This is a genomic window from Candidatus Symbiopectobacterium sp. NZEC151, from assembly GCF_025962655.1.
GTDB lineage: Bacteria > Pseudomonadota > Gammaproteobacteria > Enterobacterales > Enterobacteriaceae > Symbiopectobacterium.
Window position 1 is genome coordinate 123,752 of record NZ_JAGFPE010000003.1, and the last position, 25,735, is coordinate 149,486.

Sequence of the window (25,735 nt, forward strand, 5' to 3'; positions counted from 1 at the left end):
CATCGACGCAGTAAGCGGTCAGGTGCGTTTTAAGCACAAATAGACGTGTAGACCGGGATTGGCCGATGCCATGCTGAGTTGACCACCGTGCAGTTCGGCAATGGCTTTCACCAGAGACAGGCCAAGCCCGAAACCGGGCTGCTGCTGCGTCCCTTCAAGGCGTTGAAATCGCTCCAACGCCGTGGCGTGCAGGTTTTCAGGAATGCCGGGGCCACGATCGGACACACGCAGTGCCGTCCAGCCGCGATAAAGGGTGACGCTCAAGGTGATCGCTTTACCTTCAGCCGCATACTTCAGTGCGTTTTCGATCAGATTCGCCAACGCCTGAAACAGCAGCGCCCGATCGCCAAAAAGCGGCGTCCCGGCGGGTGCATCAATCAGCAATTGGCAATGGTGTGCATCCGCTAACGGTTGATAATACTCCGATACCTCTTCCAACAACGGGCGCACCTCAAAGCGGGCAAACTGATGAACACAGCGCCCGCTTTCAATCTCGCCGATGCGCATGACGGTGCGAAACAGCCCCAAAATCTTGTGCACCTCTTCCACTGCCTGATGCAACTCCTCGCGCATCTCATGCTCAAGACCTTGACGCTCAGTCAGGTTATACAGCCGGTTTTGCAAGTGTGTCAGCGGCGTGCGCAATTCGTGGGCAATATGGCTTGAGGTGCTGCGCACCTGCTCCATCAGGCGTTCGATGCGCTCCAGGTTCTGGTTAATGTCGTGACTCAGGCTGTGAAAATCGTCATCGCGCGTTGAGAGCGGCATACGAACGTACTGCTCACCGGCGCTGTAGCGGTGCAGCGCGGTGCGGATGCGCTCTACGCTGCGCAGGCTGCGCAAACTGAAATGTCGGCTGACCACCAGCGAAAACAACAGCACCACAAACAGCCCTGCCCCCGCTACCAGTGGAATAGTACGAATACGTTCCAGCATCGGCCGCAGATTATAGGCGGTGAACAGCACGCCGCCATCGTCCAGCGCCACCGACATACCGACCAGGTTACTCTCGGGCGCGCTACGTCCTCGATCGCTGGCTTTCAGCGCGCCCTTTTCTACCAGCAGCGCCTTCAGGCAAGGAACATCCATTTTGCACGCGGTATGACTTGGCCCAGACAACATCCAACCCGCGTTGTGATAGAGGATCTCGCCCTGCTTACTCATCACCAGAAACAGAGGTAACTCATCAGTTTTAGCCTGATTATCGCGTTTGAGCTGAGCGATCAGCGTAGAAGTATCGGTCAGCCGCGCTTGGGTGGCATGGTCATGGATATTGCCCAGTATGACGTCGCGTACATGGGTGCGGATCAACGTTTCACTCAATACGCTGAAGCCGACAATGCAGCACAGCACCATCAGCAAAAACAGAAACACCAGCGTAATAAACTGGCGAAACTGTGCGGTGCGAAGAAATACCGGATAACGGTTAGCGCCGTGCACGCACAAATGGCGAATTTTCTCACGCCATCCGTTAGCCGGCCATCTCAGCGCGGGTTCATTGTGTGCGCTACGCGGCATCCGTCTTTTCCACAGCGCCCAGGGCGTAGCCCAGCGATCGCAAGGTTTTGATCAGCGGCCGGGGAAAGCCTTTGTCGATCTTGGCCCGCAGCTTGGACATATGAACATCGATCAGGTTAGTCTGCGGATCGAAGTGATACCCCCAGACGCGTTCCAATAACAGTGTCCGTGTGATCACCTGCCCGGGGTTTTCCATCAAAATGATCAGCAGCTTGATCTCTTTATCGGTCAGATCGATGCGCTGCCCGCTACGCCAGGCAACCCGTTGCAGACGATCAAGTTGCAGATCTTCAAACGTCAACAGCGATGACGGTGCCTCCTGCGGTTTTCCTCTGCGCACCATAATCTCTAAGCGCAAACGCAGCTCATTGAAATTAAAAGGCTTACCCAGATAATCTTCGGCGCCCAGTTCCAGCCCCATCACGCGATCCACATCGCGATCCAACGCCGAAAGCAGCATGATAGGCGGGTGACGCAATCCTTGCAGTTCACGCAATACGCTAAAACCATCCAGCGTTGGCAGCATCCGGTCTAGCAGCACCACGTCATAAATTTCATCTTTAATGGCTTTAAGCGCATGTTCGCCATCATGAACGATATTGCAGGCATAACCGTGTGAGTGCAGCTTTGCACCAAGCCAATGGCACAACACCGAGTCGTCATCAACCACTAAAACGCGCATTGTTTTCCCTCTGTCAAAGTGATGGTTGCTTACACCACATCACGCGTACTGACGTGCTCCCGATCCACCACAATAGGATCTGAGCCACTCTGACACAGGCAATAACCTGTCTGGCGGCTTCTTATGCGTCAACGCGTTATAGGATAATAACAATCATTATCATTTAATGACAAGTAGTTTACAATGCTGACAATTAGCCAGATTTTGTAGGGTTTTTCCGCGATCGTGGGGTTTTCGTGCGTTCCTCGTGCAGATACGTTCTCTGACAGGCTTCGGAACACGCTATCGCGGGATCAACAAGGCGTGGAGTTGCGACGCAGACTCAACGCACATTGAGCCTGCATCCGCGAAACAAAGGCAGGGTTACACTTTCTCGCTCAGCACGGCTTCAAGCAAATCGAGATCGTGCAGCATCTTTTTCAGGGTTTCGTTGCTGATCTGCTGCGTGGCGCGCAGGTGGTAAAGTTCGCCGCGTTCAGCGGTGACGGCAGTCAAACGGAAACGGCGCTCCAGATTTTCAATCTCCAGGCTGTGTTCCAAATCGCTCTCGCCGACGACGCGACGCCGCAAATTACCGATGACACGCGCGCTGACTTCGCGCACCACCTGCTCATCGATATTTTCTTCTCGATCCGCCGCCAGACGCTCTTCCATTTTCTGCAAGCTGCGGATCGCCACTTCGGCAATCGCCATGCGCGCCATCCGCTCTTCTTTCTTATAGAGCGATTTGTCCACCACCGTCACCCCGCGCAGCAGTAACGGCAGCGTCAATACCCCGCACAGCAAGGAAAACAGAATGACGCCAGTGGCGATAAACACCAACTGATAGCGGGAAGGAAACGCGGTGCCGTCGTTTAATAACAACGGAATGGACAGCACACCGGCCAAGGTAATCGCACCGCGCACCCCGGCGAAAGAAGCGATCCAGATTTCACGCGTAGTGTATTGAGCAAACAGCATCGGACGTTTCTTCTGAAACAGGCGGCTGTAATATTTCATAAACCACAGCCAGCAGAAACGCAGCAGCAACAGCGCACCGTAAATAATGGCGATATCGGTAAACAGCATCCAGGTTTCAACGGTGGGATCCAGCTCCGCCTGCGTTACCGAGGTTTCCAAAATGTCGGGCAATTGCAGCCCCAGCATGATAAACACCATGCCGTTAAACACGAACTCCAACATCGACCAGACGCTGTTGGCGCGTAATCGCATCGCCAGCGGCGCGTTACTGATCACGTTAGAGTGGCTGATGGTCATGCCTGCGGCCACCGCCGCCAAAATGCCTGACACCCCAATGTGTTCCGCAATCAGGTAGGAGGCGAACGGCAACAGCATCAGCAGCACAATCTGTGTGGCCGCATCATCACCGCTCCAACGGTTAATGATGCGCAATGATTTACTGTAAAGCCAGGTTACACCCACGCCCGCCAGCAGGCCGCCGACCGCCACCTGCACGAACTCCAGCGTCGCGCCGGACACGGTAAACACCATGGTGCCCATCGCCACCGCAACGGCAAATTTAAGCGATACCAGACCCGAAGCATCATTCATCAGCGCTTCGCCCTGCAAGATGCTCATCAGCTTTTTCGGAATGCGATCTTCGCCCACAATCCCCGACAGCGCCACCGCATCGGTCGGCGATAGCACGGCGGCCAGCGCGAAGGCCGCCACCAGCGGCATACCCGGAATCATCCAGTAAATCAGGTAACCCACCCCCGCGACGGTGATCAACACCAGCACCAGCGCCAGACCAATCACCTCACGGCTGTGTTTGATAAATTCGCGCGTTGGCGTTTTCCAGCCGTCGGCAAACAGCAGCGGCGGGATAAACAGCACCATAAACAGTTCAGGATTGAAATCAACATGCAAACCAAACTGGGGCCAGGCCAAAATAGCCCCGAGGGCGATTTGCATTAAGGGCAGCGGAACTTGGAAGGGTAAAATACGTGTAACGACCCCTGATAGTGATACCACCAGGGTTAAAATCAGAATGGTAAAAAAGATTTCCATGCTTTCCTTAGGAGATGTCCAATAATGGCCTAACCGTGTGCTGAGCTGCCCTTTGTACGTTATGAGATGGTGCCCCATTATTTTTACATGAAAATATCGCTCAGCGGGGCAAAATTTCAGGGTAAAACGCATATTTTTTGCATGAATACCCTGCAAATAATTACGTCAAAAAATCACCGCGGCGGGGCACTTCAAGGAAAGCATGAGGGAGGAGGCAAAACGATGAGTGGCGTCATGGAGCAAAGAGCTCCTGATTGCACGCGCCAGCGAAACCGCAGGCATAAAAAAGGGGAGCCAGGCTCCCCGTAATGACTCACTTACAGAACAATCAGAGCGCCCAGCCACCGGCGTAGAACACCACCAGCGCGATAGCGATAATCACGGTACCGATATTCAGTTTGCGCCATTCACCCGAGAAAATACGCCCCAGCACCAGTGCACCAAAGCCCAGCATAATCCCGGTTACGATATTGCAGGTCAGCACGATAAACACCGCGCACACCAAACCAGACATGGCATCAACAATGTCATCAAAATTCAGCTTGGCGACATTGCTCAGCATCAGCAAGCCGACATACATCAATGCCGGTGCGGTGGCGTATCCCGGCACCAGATAAGACAGCGGAGAGAGGAACAGCAGGCACAGGAACAGCACACCGACCACGGTCGCCGTCAACCCGGTTTTACCGCCCGCTGCCGTACCCGCCGCAGATTCGATATAGACCGCCGCCGGAGACGTCCCGACCAGGCTGGACAACATGCTGCTCACCGAGTCAGCCGTCAGCGCTTTGCCACCGTTAACGATTTGCCCGTCTTTATCCAGCAGGTTCGCCTGCCCGGCAACCGCGCGGATGGTACCGGTGGCGTCAAACACCGCCGTCATCACCAGCGCCAGCACGCTTGGCAGCACCGCCAGTTGCAATGCACCCATGATATCCAGGCTAAACATCAGCGAGTGACCGTTTTCATCAGTCAGGCTCGGCAGGCTGAACCAGCCCTGAAATTTCACGTTCGGATCGAAAATCAGGCCGATAATCGAGATAGCCACGATCACCAACAAGATGCCGCCCGGCACGCGACGTTTTTCCAGACCGATGGTGGCCGCCAGTCCCAATAACGACATGATCACCGGGAACGAGGTGAAGTTACCTAACGCAACAGGCAGACCGTCGATCGGGTTCTTGATCACCAGCCCCACGCCATTGGCAGCGATGATCAGCAGGAACAGGCCAATACCGATACCGGTACCCTGCGCCACGCCCAACGGCAGGTTACGCAGGATCCAGGAACGGATGCCGGTCACCGAGATCACGGTAAACAGCAGCCCCATCAGGAAGATCGCCCCTAAGGCCACCGGAACACTGATCTGTTGGCCCAGCACCAGGCTAAACGCGGTAAAAGCGGTAAGCGAGATGGCGCAGCCGATTGCCATGGGCACATTGGCCCACAGCCCCATCAGCAAGGAACCCAGCCCTGCGACCAGACAGGTTGCCACAAACACCGGCGTGTGCGGAAAACCCGCCTTGCTCAGCATGCCAGGCACGACAATGACCGAATACACCATCGCCAGAAACGTGGTTAACCCGGCCAGCACTTCCTGTCTTACATTACTGCCGCGCTGTGTGATGTGAAAAAAAGCATCAAGTGAGCTTTGCGGACGCGCCGCATTGCCAGCCTGACGAGTGCTATTTGACATGGTGGTATCCCCTGAGATGTCATTATTTGTAAAAGTAAAACTGGAGGGTGCATATGGCCTTGCCTGCCATGACGATCTCCCATCGCTGCACGCACCCACAACAACGGCGCTTCCGCGCCGCAGCGCAAATATCAGATGCCCCCGAACACCATGCACATCACACTGAAAATGGACGCAAACGATTAGCTTGCGGGACGCATCACAGGTGCATTTGGCAGGTCGGAGGAGAAACGGGGGATTATCCTGCTTCTGGGCGGTGTATTTCAACTGATAATCCAGACAATTTATCTATCGCTCGACAAAACAGAACGGCGTTTCATGCACAGAAAACCCATGAACCATTTTTTTGTGATTAGGCTCACAAAAAAGTTGACCAGCGCGGCCAACCGGCGTATCTTTAAAAACGTGAAGAGCATCACAGAAAAATGAACAATCACTCGGAGAGAGACAAATGAAACTGATCAAAAAAATCGTTGCCATGTTCGAAAACGTTAGCGTTAACTTCAACATGTTCACTAACCACTAAGATTCAAGAAAGCGTAGGAATAAGAAGATGAGTATTGTCCGTAATATCAACAAAGTAATAAAAGCGTTGGGCAAAACCTATCGCGGTCTGGCTCCCTACGCTATCTTCCGTTAATCGCTCGCGATTAGCACAAATTTCCGCCACTGCCGAAAACGTAGTGTGCGACTGAAAAGCGGGTATCTTCTGATATCCGCTTTTTTTATTTGCGGTGCTTTAATATCCGTTGCCGACTCACTTCAACAGGCGGTTCAGCATTTACCTCTCCAGAAGCAATGGCAATATTATCGCTCGTGGTCACGAAAGCAACAGAGGGTTGCCCGTCGGCAATAAAGATACCTTGGTTAAACGTTAATAGACTTTTGTCGTTCATTGCCAAATCGAACTTAATTACCCTTTCTTTATTATACTTAAGTTCTCGCTTTATTATCCTGGGATTATCCTGAATAGTCACATCCAGAATACCCCCGTGCAATTTTAGATAGTTTTGTACGTTCTCTATCCGTTCATCCCTGCCAAGCGCCCTTGGTAAACTGCTTGGTGATAATGGTTTTATATTTCTATTATAAATTTTCACAAGCCCATTATAAGTGTCTTTATTCACTGCCTTTGAATAATAATAAGCTTCAGAATACTTCAAATGCCATGAAAAAAACGTTCCGCTATTTTTATTATGCTGATACATATCTGCCTGAAATTGCCATACATTTTTACCATCTGAACATTTAATCAACTCTCTCCATTGCATATCAGGCGGTTCATGAAATGAAGAGGACCCTTTTTTATACCTCAACCTAAATGTGACATAGATACTAGAACCCACAAAATCACCGATATCATAGGAACTCGACCTAACATGTGTTTTTAATAGATCCCAATGAGGGTCCAATTGCATAATATTATCATTACTAATCCCTACCTCTGAATTCAACTGTTTATCCCTTAGATACTCTTCGGCAGTTAATGATATTTTTTTATTATAAGCGTCAACATGAGACAATGAATACTCATGTTGTTTATATATTAAATGCAACTCGTCACCTTTATTATTTTTAATATAAGGTTTTGATTCAAAATCAAGTACCCTTATCAAATCCCCATTTTGTTTTAAGTAAGCATGCCCCTGGCAATCAAATTTTAGCCCATGACTTCCTGGCATAGAGAGTTTATGTATATCTACTGTTTTATCATACATCGCAGGAGTAATGGCACTTTTTAACTGCTCTGACATTGATGAAGAGGTTGAGGGTTCAAAACGCCATCGTCCGCCGGTATACTCAACGGAATAAGAAACGTGTGTTTTTTTCAAGTCATAGATCTCACAATCCAGATGATGTTTATAAATAGGTTTCGCCCTTATTGGCACTAACCTATTATCTATAGATATCGTATTATAAAAATTGCGATACAATTTATTATCAGAATAAACACGATATATATTACCATAATGTTCAAAATGAACTTGCTTGACCAGAGGCGATGTTACAGGAAGCCCAATATCAAATCGCTTAATGATCTCTTCCTCAGCATGACTAAAGCGATACTCGTTAAACGGAACAATCCGCGGTGTATCCCGAGAAGCATTTTCAACGTAATAATAATTACCTTCACTATCATACACACGTTCCATCGGTTTACCGCAAATTTTCCCAAACGTTATGCCTCGTTTAATTATTCGATCGCAGTTGGTAAAAAAAGGATCACTGCTTTCAGGTTCGCTGGCGACTTCTTTACCTTCATCAATGCGCCATTTTTCTTCCCACTGAAGATATCCAACAGGGTGCTCCCTCCCCTCGTTTTCAGCATAAAGCATATTACCGCGACGAAAAAGCAGCCATTCTTTATTGTCTTGATTTATACAAACCCTATCGTTTTCAAAAAAGAGAGACTTTGGTATTCTAACGTCGTCTATAGTGGTAGGATGAATATTTCCATGAATAGTAATATCGACCATAGCCTTAGAAAACCCAAGCACCTCATTATAAATAGACTCAATATCTACTTGTGACATTGAGTCACCTTTAATGTCATTAGAGATCATCCTAATGGTTGGAGAAAAAATACGTTGTACAAATGAGATAAATGTCAATTCAGGGACTAATGAAGACATTATCGAAGAGACCTTGTCAACCTCCGTGGTTATCTTTCTCACTTTTTCTATCTCAGCTTCCGAAGGACAGATGCCACTTTTTAAATAATGGGACAACACTTGCAACTCGATTGTCGATGATTCGAAAGGACGCTCAAAAGAATCTGCAATGGTTTTCAATACATCACTGACGGTAAGAGCCCTTCTTTTATCGAGACAATCGACATTCAGCTTTTTTATTTTTACATCATCTCCGAGTGGCACGACGGTTGTCGTTGGTACTGCGACTGGCACGGCAGCATCAGCAGCGGGAAAACGCAGCGGATCATAATAATTAATAAAACCCGATAGTGATTTTACGGCTTGATTCATCGAATCGATGATGCTGTCTTGCAGATTACCCATTGGGAAAAGAGTATTTTGTTTTTTTTCCGTCACACCGTGAGGTACGGGAGATGAAGAGCAGAACTCATTGTAGATCATCTGACTTAACCTATTTTTATAGGCCGAATAGGGTTGTTTATCCACAAACCTTATTTGATGTGAAACACCACCATCAACGTGATTTACTTGGTATTTACCAACACTTTTTTGTGGTATTTCATCCACAGAGTTTTCACCACGAGACAACGAAGATAGCACGCCCATCATTGCTAACATGCTCATACAACTGAATTTTGTCGGCAGCTTGGTTGATTGCAATTCTGATAACAGATTTAATTTTTTCTGAACAGTATATTGCGTCATATAATCTCGACGTCTACATTCAAAACGCCCTATGCCGCGTCTATACTGCTGTATATTGACAGGCATTCCTCACCTCCTTGGTTAATTCCTGTAAAATAAGTTTATATATTTATCAACAAAGTAATAAACACGTTGGGCAAAACCTGTTGTGGTCTGGCTCCCTACGCAATCTTCGGTTAAGCGTTGGCAATTAAAGCACTTATGCAGTTACGTACGTCGTAGCTAGCACTGAAAAAGCGGGTATCTCTGATACCCGCTTTTTTAATGGTGCGATTTTTTCACTCTTTTTCTGGCGACAGATTCAGGCGGTGAAGCGTTAACCGGGCTCTCTGCAACATTGATATTGTGCCCTGTGGTGACAAACACCAATGGCGGCTTGCCTTCCTGCACCACAATGCCCTGGTTAACGGAAAAAATCGTCTTATCCAGAAAACTGATAGTTATTTTTAGCAATCGTTCCTTGTTGGTATGTGCATCTATATTCTGTAATTTAGGATAATCACTGAGAGTAATATCAAGAAACCCTCCGTTTCTTTTAAGATAATTTTTCACACACGCAACTTTTTCATCATTAGAAAGTACGTTGGGTAATGCATCAGGTGCCAAGGGCTCCATATCATGGTTATAAATTCGAGCCGGTTCATTGTACCCGTTCTTAACCTCTTTCTTTGTGTAGGAATAAGCCAAAAGATATTTTTCATTCCAGGGTAGAAATGTCGGACTGTGTCGATTATGCTGATACATATCAGCAACAAACCGCCACACCTGCCCATCGTCATCCACCTTGATAATTTCATGCCATTGCAGATCTGGTGGTTCAAAAAATTCACTAAAACCATTAACGTTATATTTCATTCTTAGCATAACTTCCAGTTCTGAACCAATGGAGTTATAAGTGTGATAATTATAATTTTTTATATTAACATGAACTAAATTCCAATGATAATTTAGCAGGTGATTTTTATTACTACTCACCCCTTTACTTGAATGCAGGTTGATATCTTCTTTTATAGTTAAGGCATTTACTTCCAGCCTCCCTCTTTCTAGCCGAGCATGCGACAAATGGAACTTACCGTCTGTTTTGGTAATATATATTCGCCCTTCATTTTTCACTGCTAAGCATGCATCGATATCATGCTGATGGACTTTTATATACTTGTTATTAATTCTTAAATAGGTATGACCATTTTTATCCACTTGCAAACCATGAGGGCCAGGCATCGATATTTTTGTTAAATCTAAAGTATCATAAAACATAGCATGATAGGCATAGTGGCTAATGGCTTCTTTCAAGTCATGAGAAAGATAAAAAGAGGTAACCGGTTCAAACCGCCACTGATTATTATAAAACTCAACCCGATGACTGGCATGCCAGTCGTTTAAATCATAAATTTCGCAAGAGATATGATTGTTTATGATAGCAGTCGCTTTAATCGGCACCAGTTTTCCATTCATTTCTACCGCATGGTAGACGGTTGAAATCAATTTATCTTCATCACGAACACGGTATATGACCCAATTATCAGGAAAAATAACCTTATCCACGCGAAATGAGTGTGGACTTAAACCTATATCCAGTCTGTTTATAATATCGCGTTCAATGTGGGTAAACGGATAAGCATCAGACGCAGTAACCGGCTGGGACGCTGAAGCGTGCGAAGAACCTGATTCAGAAGCATCAGTAATCGCAAAAGTGCCACACAATTTTCCTGAAGATACGCCTCGACGATATCTGCTTTCACAAAGTTGATTAAACAGATCGTCATTCTTCTCAGCATTGATTAACTCTTGTTCATAAATATGCCAAACACCGGTATCTTCAACATAACTGGTTCTATATAAAACATTGTCTCTGGCCGCGTACAACTTGCCGTCTACTTTTGTTAATCTCCATATTTTTTTATTAATATGAACATAAATATAATCATTTTCAAACGACATACCTTGCGGCACAAACACAGTGTTAATGCCAGACTTTTTGTCAATTTCTCTAGTGGATATATCTACCACACCTCGAGCATAACTTAAAATATTTTCATTTAGAGATAAAGCATCATCAATAGTAATTCCTCTACCTCTGTAATCATCCACGACCATTTTAATGGCAGGGGTTATTATATTTCTAATAATTCCAAGCGGATTGAATTCCGAAAAAAAACCCAACACTGAAGACAGCATGGCATCGATAGATTTAGCGATGACACTAATATGAGAAAGCGAAGCTTCGGTTGGGCACACGCCACTTTGCAAATAAGAGGTAATCACCTTAATTTCTATCGCCAAAGTAGAAATAGGATAATCGATCGTATCCGCGACACGATAAAGAATATCGAGGGAAGAAAGGTTTTGTCTTGCATGAATACAGGTGTAATCATTTTTGACGGTTGCAACAGAATCCGACGGTGTTGACAGGGGCGCCGGTGTAGACTCAACAACCGCGGCATGGGTACCAGGAAAAGATAATGGATCGTAGCGTCTAAAGGCATCAGCGAATGAGTAAAAGCTGAATGGCAAGAAATCCTCAATACTTTCTCGCGTTTGCCTCAACGAGGATGAACCATGCATTAACTGCTGTGGATTCAGCGGAGGAGCAATCGTTGTAGAAGAATAATGGCTATCGAACTTATCACATAAAGTGGCATCATTCGGAAAAACATTTTTAATATTTCCAGTGACATTATAAGAAGCAGCAGGGTTATTTTCCTCTCCCCTTTTTCGACAATACTCTGAAGCAGAAAAAAAACGCTCAGAGACATGTCTGCGCAACGTATTATTTGACACCACGCTCAGTAAAGCCAAGAGCGTCATCCATCCAAACTGCTGAGGAAGTTTACGGGTTTGCGACGCGGCAATACGATTTAACCGCTGTTGGATAATGGACTCTGCGACATATCCTTGCGTTTTATCATCGTAGCATCCCGCACTTCGCCTGAAATCCTGCGCGCTGATTGGCATAAGCTCACCTCCCTGTGTGATTGCTCAATTAATAAACAATAGCCGTGAGTGCGTATATCAATAAGCGCGACCGCTTCAGAAAAAGCGCATTTCCAATCGATTAATGACAGGCCTTCCAGATGTCATCCCGCTACTGTAGCGGTCAACTAAAACTGGCCACCGCCTTGTTTAGCCAGTGAGCGAACCTCCCTGCGTGGATTATTTTGATATCCCCGTTACGACAGGACAAAAGAATCCAACTCCTGCGCAACGCTGCCGCTGCCGCTCCTTTTTCACTGCATGTTAGGTTAGCCCTCATTGAGAAACCTACGCCGTTTGCTGCCTGTTGGCACTGACAGCCCCATGGAACGACATCACGCCATGAATATTCCTGTGTTTGCCATGCCGCGCGTCTATTTCGGTGACACGGCAATGGAAGCCTTACGCGCCTATAACCATAAAACCGTCGCGATTGTCACCGATGACTTTATGGCGACATCCGGCAAAACCGATTATCTCGCCGGTTTTATGCCACAGGCGCGCATCAGCATTTTCAGCGGCGTTAAACCCGACCCTGATGTTAACGTGCTGCACGCCGGGGCCGCCGCCTTCAAAACGCTACAGCCAGACGTGATTATCGCGCTCGGCGGCGGTTCCTCGCTGGATGCCGCCAAAGGCATCAAGGTCACGCTGGAAGCGTTACACCCGGAGCACCCGATAGTATTGGTGGCGATCCCAACCACCAGCGGCTCCGGCTCCGAAGTGACTACCTACGCGGTGATCTCCGATCCCGAGCACGGTCAAAAATACCCGCTGGTCTCCGACCAGTTACAGCCGGATATCGCCATTCTTGATCCACAACTGGTGGTGAGCGTGCCGCGCGGTATCGCCGTTGATACCGGTATGGACGTGCTCACTCACGCGATTGAGGCCTACGTTTCCTCCCAGGCTAACGATTTCAGTGACGCGCTGGCGGAAAAGGCCATCCTGTTGGTGTGGGACTATCTGCCACAGGTGTTTGAGCAACCGCAAGCCATTACGCCGCGCGCCAAAATGCACAACGCCTCCTGCATGGCGGGCATGGCATTCAGCACGGCGGGATTGGGGCTGGTGCACGGTTTGGCGCATTCTCTGGGCGGCGTATTCCACATTCCTCACGGCAAGATTAACGCCATGCTGCTCCCGCTGGTGATCGATTACAACGCGGCCACCGGCAGTGATGCCACACGCGAACGCTACGCGCGCTGCGCGGCGTTAGCAGGCATTAAACAGGGCGATCAGCACACGCGCATCCGGCAGTTATCCCAACAAATTCGCGCGTTAAATCAACGCTTCGGTATCCCGGCAACGTTACGAGAATTGAATATCAGCGCCCATGACGTTGAGCAACAGCGCTCGCGCTTGATCGATGCCGCACTGGCAGATGGCTGCACCGCCAGTAATCCACACGCGCCCACCCGCGATGCGGTCAGCCAGTTGATAAGCCAGATTGCAGGCTAACCAGAATCGCGACTGGACGAAATTGTCCTGCCCGCCACGGGCTGCGCAATAAAGTCCTCGCGAATCACAAACGCGGGCGCGTCGCGTTGATTAGGGTGAATAGCACCACCGCGACGTGCCACAACAGCACCAACGGCACCGGTGTATGACGTAAAGACAGGAAAACGCAGGTAACTGAATCAATGAACGCAACACAGCAACAGATTGCATGGATCACCCAGCAGGTAATGCAAGAACTGGCCGCACAGGGCTCAGCCCGCGCTGAAATCCTTAACGCACCCACCGCGCCGCTTCAGGTGCCGGTTGGCATCTCTAATCGCCATATCCATCTGGCGCGGGAAGACATGGACATTCTGTTTGGCTACGGCGCGACGCTAACGCGCATGAAAGCCGTGAAACAGCCCGGTCAGTTTGCCGCCGAAGAGTGTGTCACGCTGCGCGGCCCGAAAGGGGAAATCAAAAATGTGCGTGTGCTCGGCCCACTGCGCCCCACGACACAAGTGGAAATTTCTGTCGCCGACAGTTTTGTACTGGGCGTGAAAGCCCCGGTGCGCATGTCGGGCGATCTTCAGGACTCTCCCGGTATTGAAATCGTTGGCCCGAAAGGCAGCGTAAAAAAAGCATCGGGCACTATTGTCGCCTGGCGGCATATCCATATTTCGCCGGAAGATGCGGAACGCCACGCACTGCGCGACGGCATGGAAGTGAGCATTCAGGCACAGGGACAGCGTGCCGGCATCATGCAGCACGTGGTGGTGCGCGCCACGCAGGCATCGGTGCTGGAATTGCATGTGGATGTGGAAGAAGCCAATGCCTACGGGCTGCGCAATGGCGATCTGGTCAACATTATCACGGAGCAACTCCATGGCTGACGTTTCCGTTGAGACGCGACTGCGCACGCTGGCACAGCTGATCCGCGATGCCGAATGCCGCGAGCATGATGGCGTGCTGAAAGTCGGCGTCGATCTGGGAACTGCAAATATTGCCATGGTGGTGGTAGACCGTCACAACGCCCCCATCACCGGCATTACCTATCCTTCCTCCGTGGTGAAAGACGGCATCGTGGTCGACTACCTGTCTGCAACCAGGGTGGTGAAGCACCTGAAACAGCAGTTGGAAGCCCGCTTAGGCCAATCACTGACCCACGCCGCTACTGCCATTCCGCCGGGGATTTCCGAGGGCAATACCAAGGTGATCGCCAACGTGGTGGAGTCGTCGGGACTGTTGGTGACGAATGTGGTCGATGAGCCGGTGGCGGCCGCCACAGCGCTGAATATGCGTAACGGCGCGGTGGTGGATGTCGGCGGCGGCACCACGGGACTTAGCGTGCTGCGCAACGGCAAGGTGCTCTTTTCCGCCGACGAACCGACCGGCGGCACCCATATGACGCTGGTGCTGGCAGGCGCGCTGGGTCTCGCCTATGCCGATGCAGAGCAGTTAAAACACGACCGGGCGCAAGAAGCGGATATCTTCCCGCTGGTGCGCCCGGTGGTGGAAAAAATGGCCTGCCTGACCCGTGACTGGCTGACAGCCTATAACGTCAGAAACATTCACGTGGTGGGCGGTGCCAGCAGCTTTAGCGAATTTCCCGGCGTGTTCCGCAAGGTCACCGGGAAAAACATCATTCCTGCGGTGGAGCCGCTGCTGGTCACCCCGCTGGGGATTGCCATGCAGGCGGCACCATGACGTTCACGAGAGGAAGCATGAACCGCCAGACGCTCTCTTCGTTGATTGACAAAGCCATCACTGATGCGCTTGCCCGCCGTACTTTATGGATCGAAAGTTTAGGGTTCGAAAGCACACAGGCCGACATCCCACGGCAGCCAACCACCTTTGTGCTGATCACTGGCGATGATGCAGCCGCCTTCCCAGCCACGCTGCGCTATCTGGCAGCACTGGCGCAGGCAGGCTGCCTGCTCAGCGTGCACTTCTCCCACAGCGCACAGCGCTTGCACACACGCTTTGCCGATGCCCTGAACCGCCTGCTACCACAGGTGCCGTGCCAACAGGCCACTGACTCCACGCTACGCAGCGGCGATACGCTGCTGCTGCCAGCCTTGTCCGATAACAGTCTGGCAAAAATAGCGCTCGGCCTGCGTGATAACGCCGCCAGCCAATGGGTCTTTCAGGCGCTGGCGCAGGACGTGCGCATCATCGCACTGCATCACCCTGATGCCGCCATGCCAGCCGCCTATCTGGCACAACTCTCGCGCTATCAGGAGACGCTGCGCCAATTCGGCATTCGCATGATGGGACAACCGGCTGCACCACAGGCATCTGTGCCACACCGCGCTGTCGCCGCCGTTGGTAAGTCATTACTCACCGCACGCGATGTACGCCTGCATAGCGAAGACACGCTAAGTGTCCGACCCGGCACCCTGATTACCCCGGCAGCACGCGATGAGCTAGCCGCGCGCCGCATCACGTTAATAACCGCATCCTGAGGAGGCACCATGTATCTGGCCCAAGTCACCGGCACGGTGGTCTCCACCACCAAACATGCATCGTTGAACGGCATGAAACTGCTGCTCGTCACGCGTCTGGATGAGCACATGAACCCCACGCAACGCACGCAGGTGGCGGTGGATACCGTCGGCGCAGGCAACGGAGAAATTGTGATCGTCGCCACCGGCAGTTCAGCACGCATGACCAACAGCAAAGAGCACTCCGTCATTGATGCCGCTATCGTCGGTATCGTCGATGCCACCGAGCACAGTGAGGGCTAAATGTTGACACAACAGCACCCTGCACTGCGCGATTTGGACGGTTGGATTACACAGGCGATTGCCGCCCAGCCTCAGCCAGAACGCAAAGCATTGACCGTTGCTGATTTCGCCCTGCTGGCGCAGTTGGCGCAGGAGACAGCCAGCGCCATGCACCTGGCGATTGTCGTCAGCCTGGTGGATGCACACGGCCATCCGCGTTACTTCGTCAGCATGGATAACACGCTGTTGGTCAGCCACCGCCTCGCCGGACAAAAGGCTTACAGCGCCGTGGCACTGCGTATGCCGACGCACGAACTGGCCGAACAGGTACAACCCGGTGCACCCCTGTTCGGACTACAGCAACAGACCGATATCTGCGCCGTCGGTGGCGGACTGCCCTGCTGGCATCAGGGACACCTGCTGGGCGGTATCGGCATCAGCGGTGGCACCGCCGAAGAAGATGTCGCGATCGCGCGCCACGTTCTGCACCAATTCACTCAGCAACGTTTTTCCCTGTCACCTTTTGCCTGACAGCCGCGAATAACACGCTGGATTTTTTTGTCATCTCTTATTTCGGGGGGCTTATGTCCTTATCTTCCCTTGTGCTCGTGATTAACTGTGGTTCATCGTCATTAAAGTTTTCCGTTATGCCCGTCAACGACGGACAACCGCTACTGTTCGGCCTGGCTGAACGCTTAGGGCTGGATAACGCGGTGATTACCGTCAAAGACAGCGCAGGCAACAAGTCTGTGCTGTCGCTCGAATCCGCCAGCCACCATGAAGCCTTGAAAGTGCTGTTCGCTACGCTACGCAGCAAAAATCTGATCGATTCACTTGCCGCTATCGGCCACCGCGTCGCCCACGGCGGCAGCGATTTCAAACACTCCGTGTTGATCACACCGGAAGTGATTGAAAAAATTCAGGCGCTGTCGGTGCTGGCACCGTTGCACAACCCCGCCAACCTGACCGGGATCGAAGCGGCTCAGGCGCTGCTGCCGTCACTGCCACACATTGCGGTGTTCGATACCGCCTTTCACCAGACGCTCGCGCCAGCCGCCTACACCTACGCCATTCCTTATGAGTATCAGCAAAAGTATCAGGTGAGACGCTACGGTTTTCACGGCACCTCACACCGCTACATTGCGGAACAAGCCCGCGCCATGCTGGATCTCAATCAGGACGATCACGGCATTCTGGTCGCTCATCTGGGTAACGGCTCCTCCATCTGCGCAGTGAAAAACGGGCACAGCGTCGATACCTCGATGGGCATGACGCCGCTGGAAGGGCTGGTGATGGGCACGCGCAGTGGGGATCTTGATTTCGGTGCCGCCGCCTATATCGCCAGTTGCACCCAGCAGCCCATCGAAAAAATCTACCAAACGGTGAATAACGCCTCCGGCCTGTACGGCATTTCCGGCATCTCCAGCGATTGCCGCACCTTGCAAGAAGCACGGGAAAACGGCAACGAGCGCGCAGGATTAGCGATTGATGTGATGGTGCATCGTCTGGCGCGCCACCTGGGCGCCCACCTCACCTCGCTCTCACGCTTGGATGCGCTGGTGTTTACCGGCGGCATCGGCGAGAACTCGGCGCTGATCCGCGAGTTGACCATCGAACGACTGTCGGTGTTGGGGCTAAAGCTGGATAAGCAAAAAAACAGCGACATGGTAGGCGGGCGCAGCGGTGTAATTTCCGCCGAAGGCTTCCCCACTATCGCGGTTATTCCCACCAACGAAGAGAAAATGATCGCGATGGACGCGGCACAGATTGCGCAGTTGGCGTAAAGCGCCGCGTCCCCAGCTTATTGAAACGTGACCCATTTAACAGTTTAGGGCAGCACGGTACTACGCCGCTGCGGCCCTGATAAACCAGCGTGGATTTTATTGTCGCCCCGCTGAAAGTGATAACAAAAAAGTCTCGCTCATCGGCAAAACATTTGGCCGGGATATTCATAACATCCTAAACAGCAAAATCGGTGAGTTACCGGTTGCGGAATGAGGGCAGACCCCGGTCCGCCGGACAGATTCCCCACACTGTTTACTACAAGTTTTTTACTACAAAACGTCGAGGTTGATATGCAACAAGAAGCATTGGGTATGGTTGAAACAAAAGGTCTGGTCTCCGCCATCGAAGCCGCAGATACCATGGTGAAATCCGCCAACGTTACGCTGGTCGGCTACGAAAAAATCGGCTCCGGCCTGGTCACCGTGATGGTGCGTGGCGATGTGGGTGCCGTGAAAGCGGCCACCGACGCGGGCTCCGCAGCCGCCAATAAAGTCGGTGAACTGGTTTCCGTGCATGTGATCCCTCGCCCGCATACCGAAGTGGAAAAAATTCTGCCGAAGGCACTGGGCTGATCGCTAAACCGCGAGGATTATTCCTATGAGAGATAATCTTGTCGAACAGATTATATCTGACGTGATGAACAAGCAGAACGACGCGCCACGTGCTGGCAAAGCGCTCGGCAGCATCGCGGGCTGCGGGCTGACAGAATTTGTCGGCACCGCACTGGGCCACACCATCGGTCTGGTGATCGCCAACGTGGATCACCAACTGCATGAGTTGATGAATATCGATAAGAAGTTCCGCTCCATCGGTATTATCGGCGCACGTACCGGCGCGGGTCCGCATATTTTTGCCGCTGATGAAGCGGTGAAAGCCACCAACAGCGAAGTGTTGATCATCGAGCTGGCGCGCGACACCGAAGGCGGTGGCGGGCACGGCTGTATGATCATCTTCGGTGCAGAAGACGTCTCTGACGCCCGCCGCGCCGTGGAAGTCGCCCTGAACGAAATCGACCGCACCATGGGCGATGTATACGGCTCTCCCGCTGGTCATCTGGAATTCCAGTACACCGCACGCGCCAGCTTTGCCCTGAACAAAGCTTTTGGCGCACCTATCGGTAAGTCGTTCGGTATGACCTGCGCCTCACCGGCGGCTATCGGTGTGCTGATTGCAGATACCGCTGCCAAGGCGGCGGTGATCGACCCTGTCGGGTATGCCAGCCCGAGCAAAGGCACCAGCTACAGTAACGAAGTGATCTTCACCTTCGCTGGCGATTCTGGCGCGGTACGCCAGGCGGTGATCGCCGCCCGCGAAGTCGGTTTGCAATTGCTGTCCACGTTAGATCCAGCGGAAATCAGATCGACCACCACGCCGTATATCTGATCCGTCAGGCGCGCTCGCGTGCCGTGCGATGTGAGGAAAGGAACCAAAAGATGAACGACCTTGAAATCGCCCAGGCGGTCTCCACCATCCTGAGCAAATACAGTAACCCCGTCGCCTCCGGCGCGGGTGCCGCCGCAGCCGCCACACCGGCCGCTACAGCAGCACCTCATACCGAGCAATCGCTGGTCAGCAGCATTGTGGCGCAGGTGTTGGCGCAGCAACAGCCGACAACCACCGCACCGCAACCGTCAGCGCAAGACGCGGGTATCTTCGACAGCATGGACGAAGCCATTGCCGCCGCCGCGATAGCACAAGTGCAGTATCGTCACTGCTCGATGCAAGACAGGGATGCCTTTGTGAAGGGCGTGCGTGAGGTGTTTCTTCAAGAAGATGTGCTGGATAACATCTCCCGCATGACCGTCGAAGAAACCGGCATGGGTAACTACGAGGACAAACTGACCAAGAATCGCATCGCAGCGCTGAAAACGCCGGGCACGGAAGATCTGGCAACGCAGGCGTGTAGCGGTGACGGTGGGCTGACATTAATCGAGTACTCCGCGTTCGGCGTGGTCGGTTCCATCACCCCCACCACCAACCCGACGGAAACCATCATCAACAACAGCATCGGCATGCTGGCGGCAGGCAATACCGTGGTATTCAGCCCGCACCCGCGTTCGCGCAACGTATCGCGCCTCGCGGTGCGGCTGATCAACGAGAAGCTGGCGCAGTTGGGCGCACCGGCCAATCTGGTGGTCACCGTGGCGAACCCGTCCATCGACAACACCAATGCCTTGATCAAAGACCCACGCGTCAACCTTCTGGTGGCAACGGGTGGTCCGGCGATCGTGAGAACGGTGATGTCATCGGGCAAGAAAGCCATCGGAGCCGGTGCGGGCAATCCGCCTGCGGTGGTGGACGAAACGGCCAATATCGAACGGGCCGCGCGCGATATCATCAAGGGATGCAGCTTCGATAACAACCTGCCGTGCGTCGCCGAAAAAGAGGTGATCGTGGTAAATCAGGTAGCGGATTATCTGATCCACTGCATGAAGAAAAGCGGTGCCTACCTGCTGTGTGACAAGCCGTTGATCCAGCAGTTGCAAACGCTGGTGCTGAATGAAAAAGGCACCGGTCCGAATACCGCGTTTGTCGGTAAAGATGCGCGTTTCATCCTGCAACAACTGGGGATCTCCAGCGCACCGGACACCAAAGTTATCCTGATCGAAACGGAAAAAAATCACCCCTTTGTGGTGCATGAACTGATGATGCCGATTCTGCCGGTGGTGCGCGTTGATAACGTCGATGACGCTATCGACCTGGCCGTTAAAGTGGAACACGGCAACCGTCATACCGCCATCATGCACTCCACCAACGTCGAAAAACTGACCAAGATGGCGAAGCTGATTCAAACCACCATCTTTGTTAAAAACGGGCCGTCTTATGCCGGCATCGGCGTCGGCGGCGAAGGGCATGCCACTTTCACTATCGCCGGGCCGACCGGGGAAGGGTTGACGTCCGCACGGTCGTTTGCCCGCACCCGCCGCTGTGTGATGGTGGAATCGCTCAATATCCGTTAATCGTCGCGAGGCTGAGGGTCATTTGCCAATGAAAACACGAATCATCAATGCACCAACACCCGACATTGTGGCGATGCTGAAGCGAAGGATGCCCGGCGAATTCCGCTCACGGCTCGATCTGTTGCGCATTGACGCCATTGGGCTACTGATGCTGCCGGTACCGGATCTCTATTTCTATGCCGATCTGGCCAGCAAAAGTGCCAATGTGGTGGTTTCGGAAATCTTTGGCAGTTGCCCTCAGCACATCACGACGCTGGCAATCTTTGGCGAAGTCGCTGCGGTCAACGAGGCCATGCGGATGATCGAAAATGACAACACGGCGTTCTGAGAACCAACCTATGAAAAAAATACTGCTGTTAGCGGGTGATTTTTCTGAGGATTATGAAGTCATTGTGCCATGGCAGGCATTAAGCGCATTGGGTTTCCGGGTGGACGCCGTCTGTCCGGGAAAGCGCGCAGGCGAATTTATTAAAACCGCCATTCATGATTTTGAAGGCGATCAGACTTACAGCGAAAAGCCCGGACATCTGTTTCGGCTGACCGCCTCGTTTGATGACATTCGTTTGCAGGACTATTGCGGGTTTTATATTGCTGGCGGACGCGCCCCTGAATATTTGCGTCTGAATAAATCCGTTCTGAATATAGTTCACTATGCGTTTAATTTTTCCGTGCCGATCGCCGCTATTTGTCACGGCCCACAAATATTGGTGGCCGCAGGCGTATTAAAAGGCCGAACCCTGACCGGGTATTTCACCATGAAACCAGAAATCGAATTAGCGGGCGGTATTTATCGTTCTGCCGCCGATGACGAAGCTATTCTCGACGGCCATCTGGTGACGGCAACTACCTGGATGGGGCATCCGGCGCTGTTGCGTCAGTTTATTTCGTTGATTGGCACCACTGTGCAGATCTAAGCGCACAGCACATATATTTCACGGTCATCTTTCACGCTGAATAACGCGAAGGAGGCCTCTGTATTGCCTACATCATGAATAATTTTAAATATGCAGGAGTCCTGGATATGTTAGAGAAAGGTTTTTCCAATCCGACCGACCGTGTTGTCAGACTGAAAAATATGATTCTGACGGCAAAGCCCTATGTCGAATCTGAACGCGCCGTATTGGCCACCGAAGCCTATAAAGAAACCGAAGGCTTACCGCCGATCATGCGTCGCGCCAAAGTGGTAGAAAAGATCTTCAATAATCTGCCGGTGACCATTCGCCCGGACGAGTTGATCGTCGGTGCGGTAACCAAAAACCCGCGCTCTACCGAAATCTGCCCGGAATTCTCTTACGACTGGGTGGAAAAAGAGTTCGAGACCATGGGTTCACGCGTCGCTGACCCGTTTATCATTCCGAAAGAAACCGCCAAAGAACTGCATGATGCCTTCACCTACTGGCCGGGTAAAACCACCAGTGCGCTGGCTGCATCCTATATGTCCGATGCCACCAAAGAGAGTATGGCGAGCGGCGTATTCACCGTCGGCAACTACTTCTACGGCGGCGTCGGCCACGTCAGCGTGGACTACGGCAAAATCCTGAAAATCGGGTTCCGTGGCATCATTGATGAAGTACAACGCGCGCTGGAAAAACTGGATCGCAGCTCACCGGATTACATTAAAAAAGAGCAGTTCTATCACTCGGTGATCATCAGCTACACCGCGGCGATCCGTTATGCGCACCGCTATGCAGAGCATGCGGCACAGTTGGCACAGCAGGAAAGCAACCCGACGCGTAAGCAAGAGCTGCTGCAAATTGCCCAAAACTGCCAGCGCGTTCCAGAATTCGGCGCATCCACCTTCTGGGAAGCGTGCCAGACCTTCTGGTTCCTGCAAAGCATGTTGCAGATTGAATCCAGCGGTCACTCCATCTCCCCGGGGCGTTTCGACCAGTACATGTACCCGTACTACGCCGCCGACAAAAACATCACCAAAGAATTTGCGCAGGAACTGGTGGACTGTTGCTGGATCAAGCTGAACGACATCAACAAAACCCGTGATGAAGTCTCCGCGCAGGCATTCGCCGGTTTCGCCGTGTTCCAAAACCTGTGCGTGGGTGGCCAAACCGAAGACGGGCGCGATGCCACCAACGAAATGAGCTACATGTGTATGGAAGCGACCGCACATGTTCGCTTGCCGCAGCCCTCTTTCTCGATCCGCGTATGGCAAGGCACGCCGGATGAATTCCTGTATCGCGCGTGTGAAGTGGCGCGTCTGGGACTCGGCGTTCCCGCGATGTACAACGATGAAGTGATTATCCCGGCACTGCAAAACCGTGGCGTGTCTCTGCACGATGCGCGTGATTACTGCATCATCGGCTGTGTGGAACCGCAAGCGCCGCACCGTACCGAAGGCTGGCACGATGCCGCGTTCTTTAACGTCGCTAAAGTGCTGGAAATCACCCTGAACAACGGTCGTGCGGGCAACAAACAGATCGGCCCAGTCACGGGCGAACTGCCGCAGTTCGGTAACATCGAAGCGTTCTATACCGCGTTCCAAAAACAGATGGCGCACTTTGTCCATCAGTTGGTCGAAGCCTGTAACAGCGTGGATATCGCGCACGCCGAGCGCTGCCCGCTGCCGTTCCTTTCCGCCATGGTCGATGACTGCATCGGACGCGGTAAATCGTTGCAAGACGGCGGTGCCATCTACAACTTTACTGGCCCGCAGGCGTTCGGCGTGGCCGATACCGGTGACTCCGTTTACGCCATCCAGAAACAGGTGTTTGAGGACCGTAAACTGACGCTGCAAGAGCTGAAAGGCGCGCTGGATGCCAACTTCGGTTACTCCGTTGGCGCTGCGCCTCACGCTGGCGCAGCGAAATCCTCGCTGAATGAGCAAGATGTCTATGACATCGTGAAACGTATCGTGGAACAGAACGGTACGCTGGATCCGTCCGCCATCAAGAACGAAGTGTACCGTCAGCTTTCTGCCAGTGCACCGGCAACCCCGACTTACGGTGCCAGCGAAAATCGCCATCAGGAAATTCGCCGCATTCTGGAAAGCACACCGTGCTTCGGTAACGACATCGATGATGTGGATCTGGTGGCACGCCGTTGTGCGCTGATCTACTGCCAGGAAGTGGAGAAATACACCAACCCACGCGGCGGCCAGTTCCAGGCCGGTATCTACCCGGTATCCGCTAACGTGCTGTTCGGTAAAGACGTCGCGGCGCTGCCCGATGGTCGTCTGGCGAAAGAACCGCTGGCCGATGGCGTTTCACCGCGTCAGGGCAAAGACACATTGGGCCCAACCGCAGCGGCGAACTCGGTGGCTAAACTGGACCACTTCAGCGCCTCCAACGGCACCCTGTACAACCAGAAATTCCTGCCTTCTGCACTGGCTGGGGACAAAGGTCTGGTGAACTTCGGCGGCATGGTAAGAAGCTACTTCGATCGCAAAGGGATGCACGTCCAGTTCAACGTGGTGGACCGCAATGTGCTGATCGAGGCACAGGCACACCCGGAAAAACACAACGATCTGGTGGTGCGTGTCGCCGGTTACAGCGCCCAGTTCGTGGTGCTGGCGAAAGAAGTACAGGACGACATCATCAGCCGCACGGAACAGCACTTCTGATGCGCTGCTGAGGGTCGGGGCGACACTTTTGAGTGTCGCCCTGGATTCACCACACTCCCGAGGGTACGCGTCGCCCATGAGCCATGTTATGAATAAAGTACACTATGATACGGAAGGCGTGATTTTCAATATTCAACGCTATTCCCTGCACGATGGTCCCGGTATCCGTACCATCCCCTTTTTTAAAGGCTGCCCGCTCTCTTGCAAATGGTGCAGCAACCCGGAATCGCAGCGGCCAACCCCTGAGCTGCTGTTCAAAAAGAATGACTGTATCCACTGCGGTAAATGTCTGGAAGCCTGTCAACACCAGGCGCTGTCCATCACCGCACCGCATTTTGTCGATCGCCAACGCTGTGTTAACTGCGGTGATTGCACCCGCGTGTGTCCGACCGGCGCGTTGGAAATGAAAGGCAAGCGCATCACCGTGCGTGAAGTGATACAAGAGCTACAAAAAGAAGAGAACGTGTATCGCCGTTCTGGCGGCGGCATTACGCTCTCTGGCGGCGAGCCGCTGGCGCAGCCGGAATTCGCCCGCGAACTGCTGAAGGCCTGTAAAGAAAAGGGCTGGCATACCGCGATTGAAACCACCGGACTGACGTCTGCACAAACCATCGAAGACGTATTCCCGTATATTGATTTGGCGCTTACGGATATCAAGGCAATCAATCCAGCCGTGCATCGCTGTAATACCGGAGTGGATAATCAGCGTATATTAGAAAACCTGATTAGAATTTCATTTATTACCAAAACCATCGTGAGAATTCCGCTGGTACCCGGCGTGAATGACAATCGCGAAGAAATTCACGCCATTGCCGAATTTGCCCGTATGATGTCGAATGTCGACACCATTCATTTATTGCCTTATCACACCTACGGTGAAAATAAATACACGTTACTTGGCCGTGAATACCCGATGGGTGACGCGCCCAGCATACCGGAAGAAACCGTAATTATCCTCAAACAGGAAATCGAATCATTGGGTTTCCAATGTCATATTGGGGGTTAATCGCAC

General features: G+C 52.0%; 20 protein-coding genes. 14 read left to right on the forward strand and 6 right to left on the reverse strand.

All coding sequences use genetic code 11. From position 1 onward, the window contains the following. Window positions 1–18: 18 nt before the first annotated feature. The 6 genes from J5067_RS11330 to J5067_RS11355 form a co-directional block, all read right to left on the reverse strand. Window positions 19–1,518, reverse strand: a complete 1,500-nt coding sequence (locus tag J5067_RS11330) for a HAMP domain-containing sensor histidine kinase (protein ID WP_264644136.1) — start codon at window positions 1,516–1,518, stop codon at window positions 19–21. Further along, window positions 1,508–2,200: a response regulator transcription factor gene (locus J5067_RS11335; protein ID WP_264644135.1), complete on the reverse strand. Its 693-nt coding sequence runs from the start codon at window positions 2,198–2,200 to the stop codon at window positions 1,508–1,510. The genes J5067_RS11330 and J5067_RS11335 overlap by 11 nt, the downstream gene beginning before the upstream one ends. A 363-nt stretch (window positions 2,201–2,563) precedes the next feature. Continuing rightward, the gene (locus J5067_RS11340; protein ID WP_264644134.1) at window positions 2,564–4,210 is read right to left on the reverse strand and encodes a Na+/H+ antiporter; all 1,647 of its coding nucleotides are present in this window, start codon (window positions 4,208–4,210) and stop codon (window positions 2,564–2,566) included. Window positions 4,211–4,538: 328 nt separating this feature from the next. Next, window positions 4,539–5,906 carry an NCS2 family permease gene (locus tag J5067_RS11345; RefSeq protein ID WP_264644133.1) on the reverse strand — a complete coding sequence of 456 codons (1,368 nt, stop codon included), beginning with the start codon at window positions 5,904–5,906 and terminating at the stop codon, window positions 4,539–4,541. 725 nt (window positions 5,907–6,631) lie between these two features. Further along, window positions 6,632–9,331, reverse strand: coding sequence for a hypothetical protein (locus tag J5067_RS11350; protein WP_264651153.1), 2,700 nt, complete (start codon window positions 9,329–9,331; stop codon window positions 6,632–6,634). Window positions 9,332–9,526: 195 nt separating this feature from the next. Then, window positions 9,527–12,220, reverse strand: coding sequence for a hypothetical protein (locus J5067_RS11355; RefSeq protein ID WP_264651154.1), 2,694 nt, complete (start codon window positions 12,218–12,220; stop codon window positions 9,527–9,529). A 342-nt stretch (window positions 12,221–12,562) separates the two neighbouring features. On the opposite strand from J5067_RS11355, the gene J5067_RS11360 reads away from it, so the two are divergent. The 14 genes from J5067_RS11360 to J5067_RS11425 all read left to right on the forward strand — a co-directional run bounded on the left by J5067_RS11360 (window position 12,563) and on the right by J5067_RS11425 (window position 25,729). Continuing rightward, window positions 12,563–13,699: a 1-propanol dehydrogenase PduQ gene (locus J5067_RS11360; RefSeq protein WP_319802388.1), complete on the forward strand. Its 1,137-nt coding sequence runs from the start codon at window positions 12,563–12,565 to the stop codon at window positions 13,697–13,699. A 182-nt stretch (window positions 13,700–13,881) separates the two neighbouring features. Continuing rightward, window positions 13,882–14,571: a phosphate propanoyltransferase gene (gene pduL, locus J5067_RS11365; RefSeq protein ID WP_264651155.1), complete on the forward strand. Its 690-nt coding sequence runs from the start codon at window positions 13,882–13,884 to the stop codon at window positions 14,569–14,571. Then, window positions 14,564–15,385, forward strand: coding sequence for an ethanolamine utilization protein EutJ (gene eutJ, locus J5067_RS11370; protein WP_264651156.1), 822 nt, complete (start codon window positions 14,564–14,566; stop codon window positions 15,383–15,385). Before pduL ends, eutJ begins: the two co-directional genes overlap by 8 nt. Continuing rightward, window positions 15,382–16,143, forward strand: coding sequence for a flavoprotein (locus tag J5067_RS11375; RefSeq protein WP_264628739.1), 762 nt, complete (start codon window positions 15,382–15,384; stop codon window positions 16,141–16,143). Before eutJ ends, J5067_RS11375 begins: the two co-directional genes overlap by 4 nt. Window positions 16,144–16,152: 9 nt before the next feature. Then, entirely contained in the window at window positions 16,153–16,425 is a 273-nt protein-coding gene (locus tag J5067_RS11380) for a EutN/CcmL family microcompartment protein (protein ID WP_264644126.1), read from the forward strand. Further along, window positions 16,426–16,935 (forward strand): heme-binding protein, encoded by a 510-nt coding sequence (locus J5067_RS11385; RefSeq protein ID WP_264651157.1) that lies wholly within the window; start codon window positions 16,426–16,428, stop codon window positions 16,933–16,935. 53 nt (window positions 16,936–16,988) lie between these two features. Then, window positions 16,989–18,188, forward strand: coding sequence for a propionate kinase (gene tdcD / locus J5067_RS11390; protein WP_264651158.1), 1,200 nt, complete (start codon window positions 16,989–16,991; stop codon window positions 18,186–18,188). A 291-nt stretch (window positions 18,189–18,479) separates the two neighbouring features. After that, a complete protein-coding gene (grpH, locus tag J5067_RS11395) occupies window positions 18,480–18,761 on the forward strand; it encodes a propanediol utilization system shell hexameric protein GrpH (RefSeq protein ID WP_195312699.1) in 282 nt (93 codons plus the stop codon). A 25-nt stretch (window positions 18,762–18,786) separates the two neighbouring features. Next, a complete protein-coding gene (pduB, locus tag J5067_RS11400; protein ID WP_264644123.1) occupies window positions 18,787–19,572 on the forward strand; it encodes a propanediol utilization microcompartment protein PduB in 786 nt (261 codons plus the stop codon). Between the two features lie 50 nt (window positions 19,573–19,622). Next, the gene (locus J5067_RS11405; protein ID WP_264644122.1) at window positions 19,623–21,149 is read left to right on the forward strand and encodes an aldehyde dehydrogenase family protein; all 1,527 of its coding nucleotides are present in this window, start codon (window positions 19,623–19,625) and stop codon (window positions 21,147–21,149) included. A 28-nt stretch (window positions 21,150–21,177) separates the two neighbouring features. Further along, window positions 21,178–21,477: a BMC domain-containing protein gene (locus tag J5067_RS11410; RefSeq protein ID WP_264627160.1), complete on the forward strand. Its 300-nt coding sequence runs from the start codon at window positions 21,178–21,180 to the stop codon at window positions 21,475–21,477. A gap of 10 nt (window positions 21,478–21,487) precedes the next feature. Beyond that, window positions 21,488–22,063, forward strand: a complete 576-nt coding sequence (locus J5067_RS11415) for a DJ-1/PfpI family protein (protein WP_264644121.1) — start codon at window positions 21,488–21,490, stop codon at window positions 22,061–22,063. A gap of 107 nt (window positions 22,064–22,170) precedes the next feature. Further along, window positions 22,171–24,723: a glycyl radical diol dehydratase GrpM gene (grpM, locus tag J5067_RS11420; protein ID WP_264651159.1), complete on the forward strand. Its 2,553-nt coding sequence runs from the start codon at window positions 22,171–22,173 to the stop codon at window positions 24,721–24,723. Window positions 24,724–24,811: 88 nt separating this feature from the next. Next, window positions 24,812–25,729 (forward strand): glycyl-radical enzyme activating protein, encoded by a 918-nt coding sequence (locus J5067_RS11425; protein ID WP_264651160.1) that lies wholly within the window; start codon window positions 24,812–24,814, stop codon window positions 25,727–25,729. Window positions 25,730–25,735 lie beyond the last annotated feature (6 nt).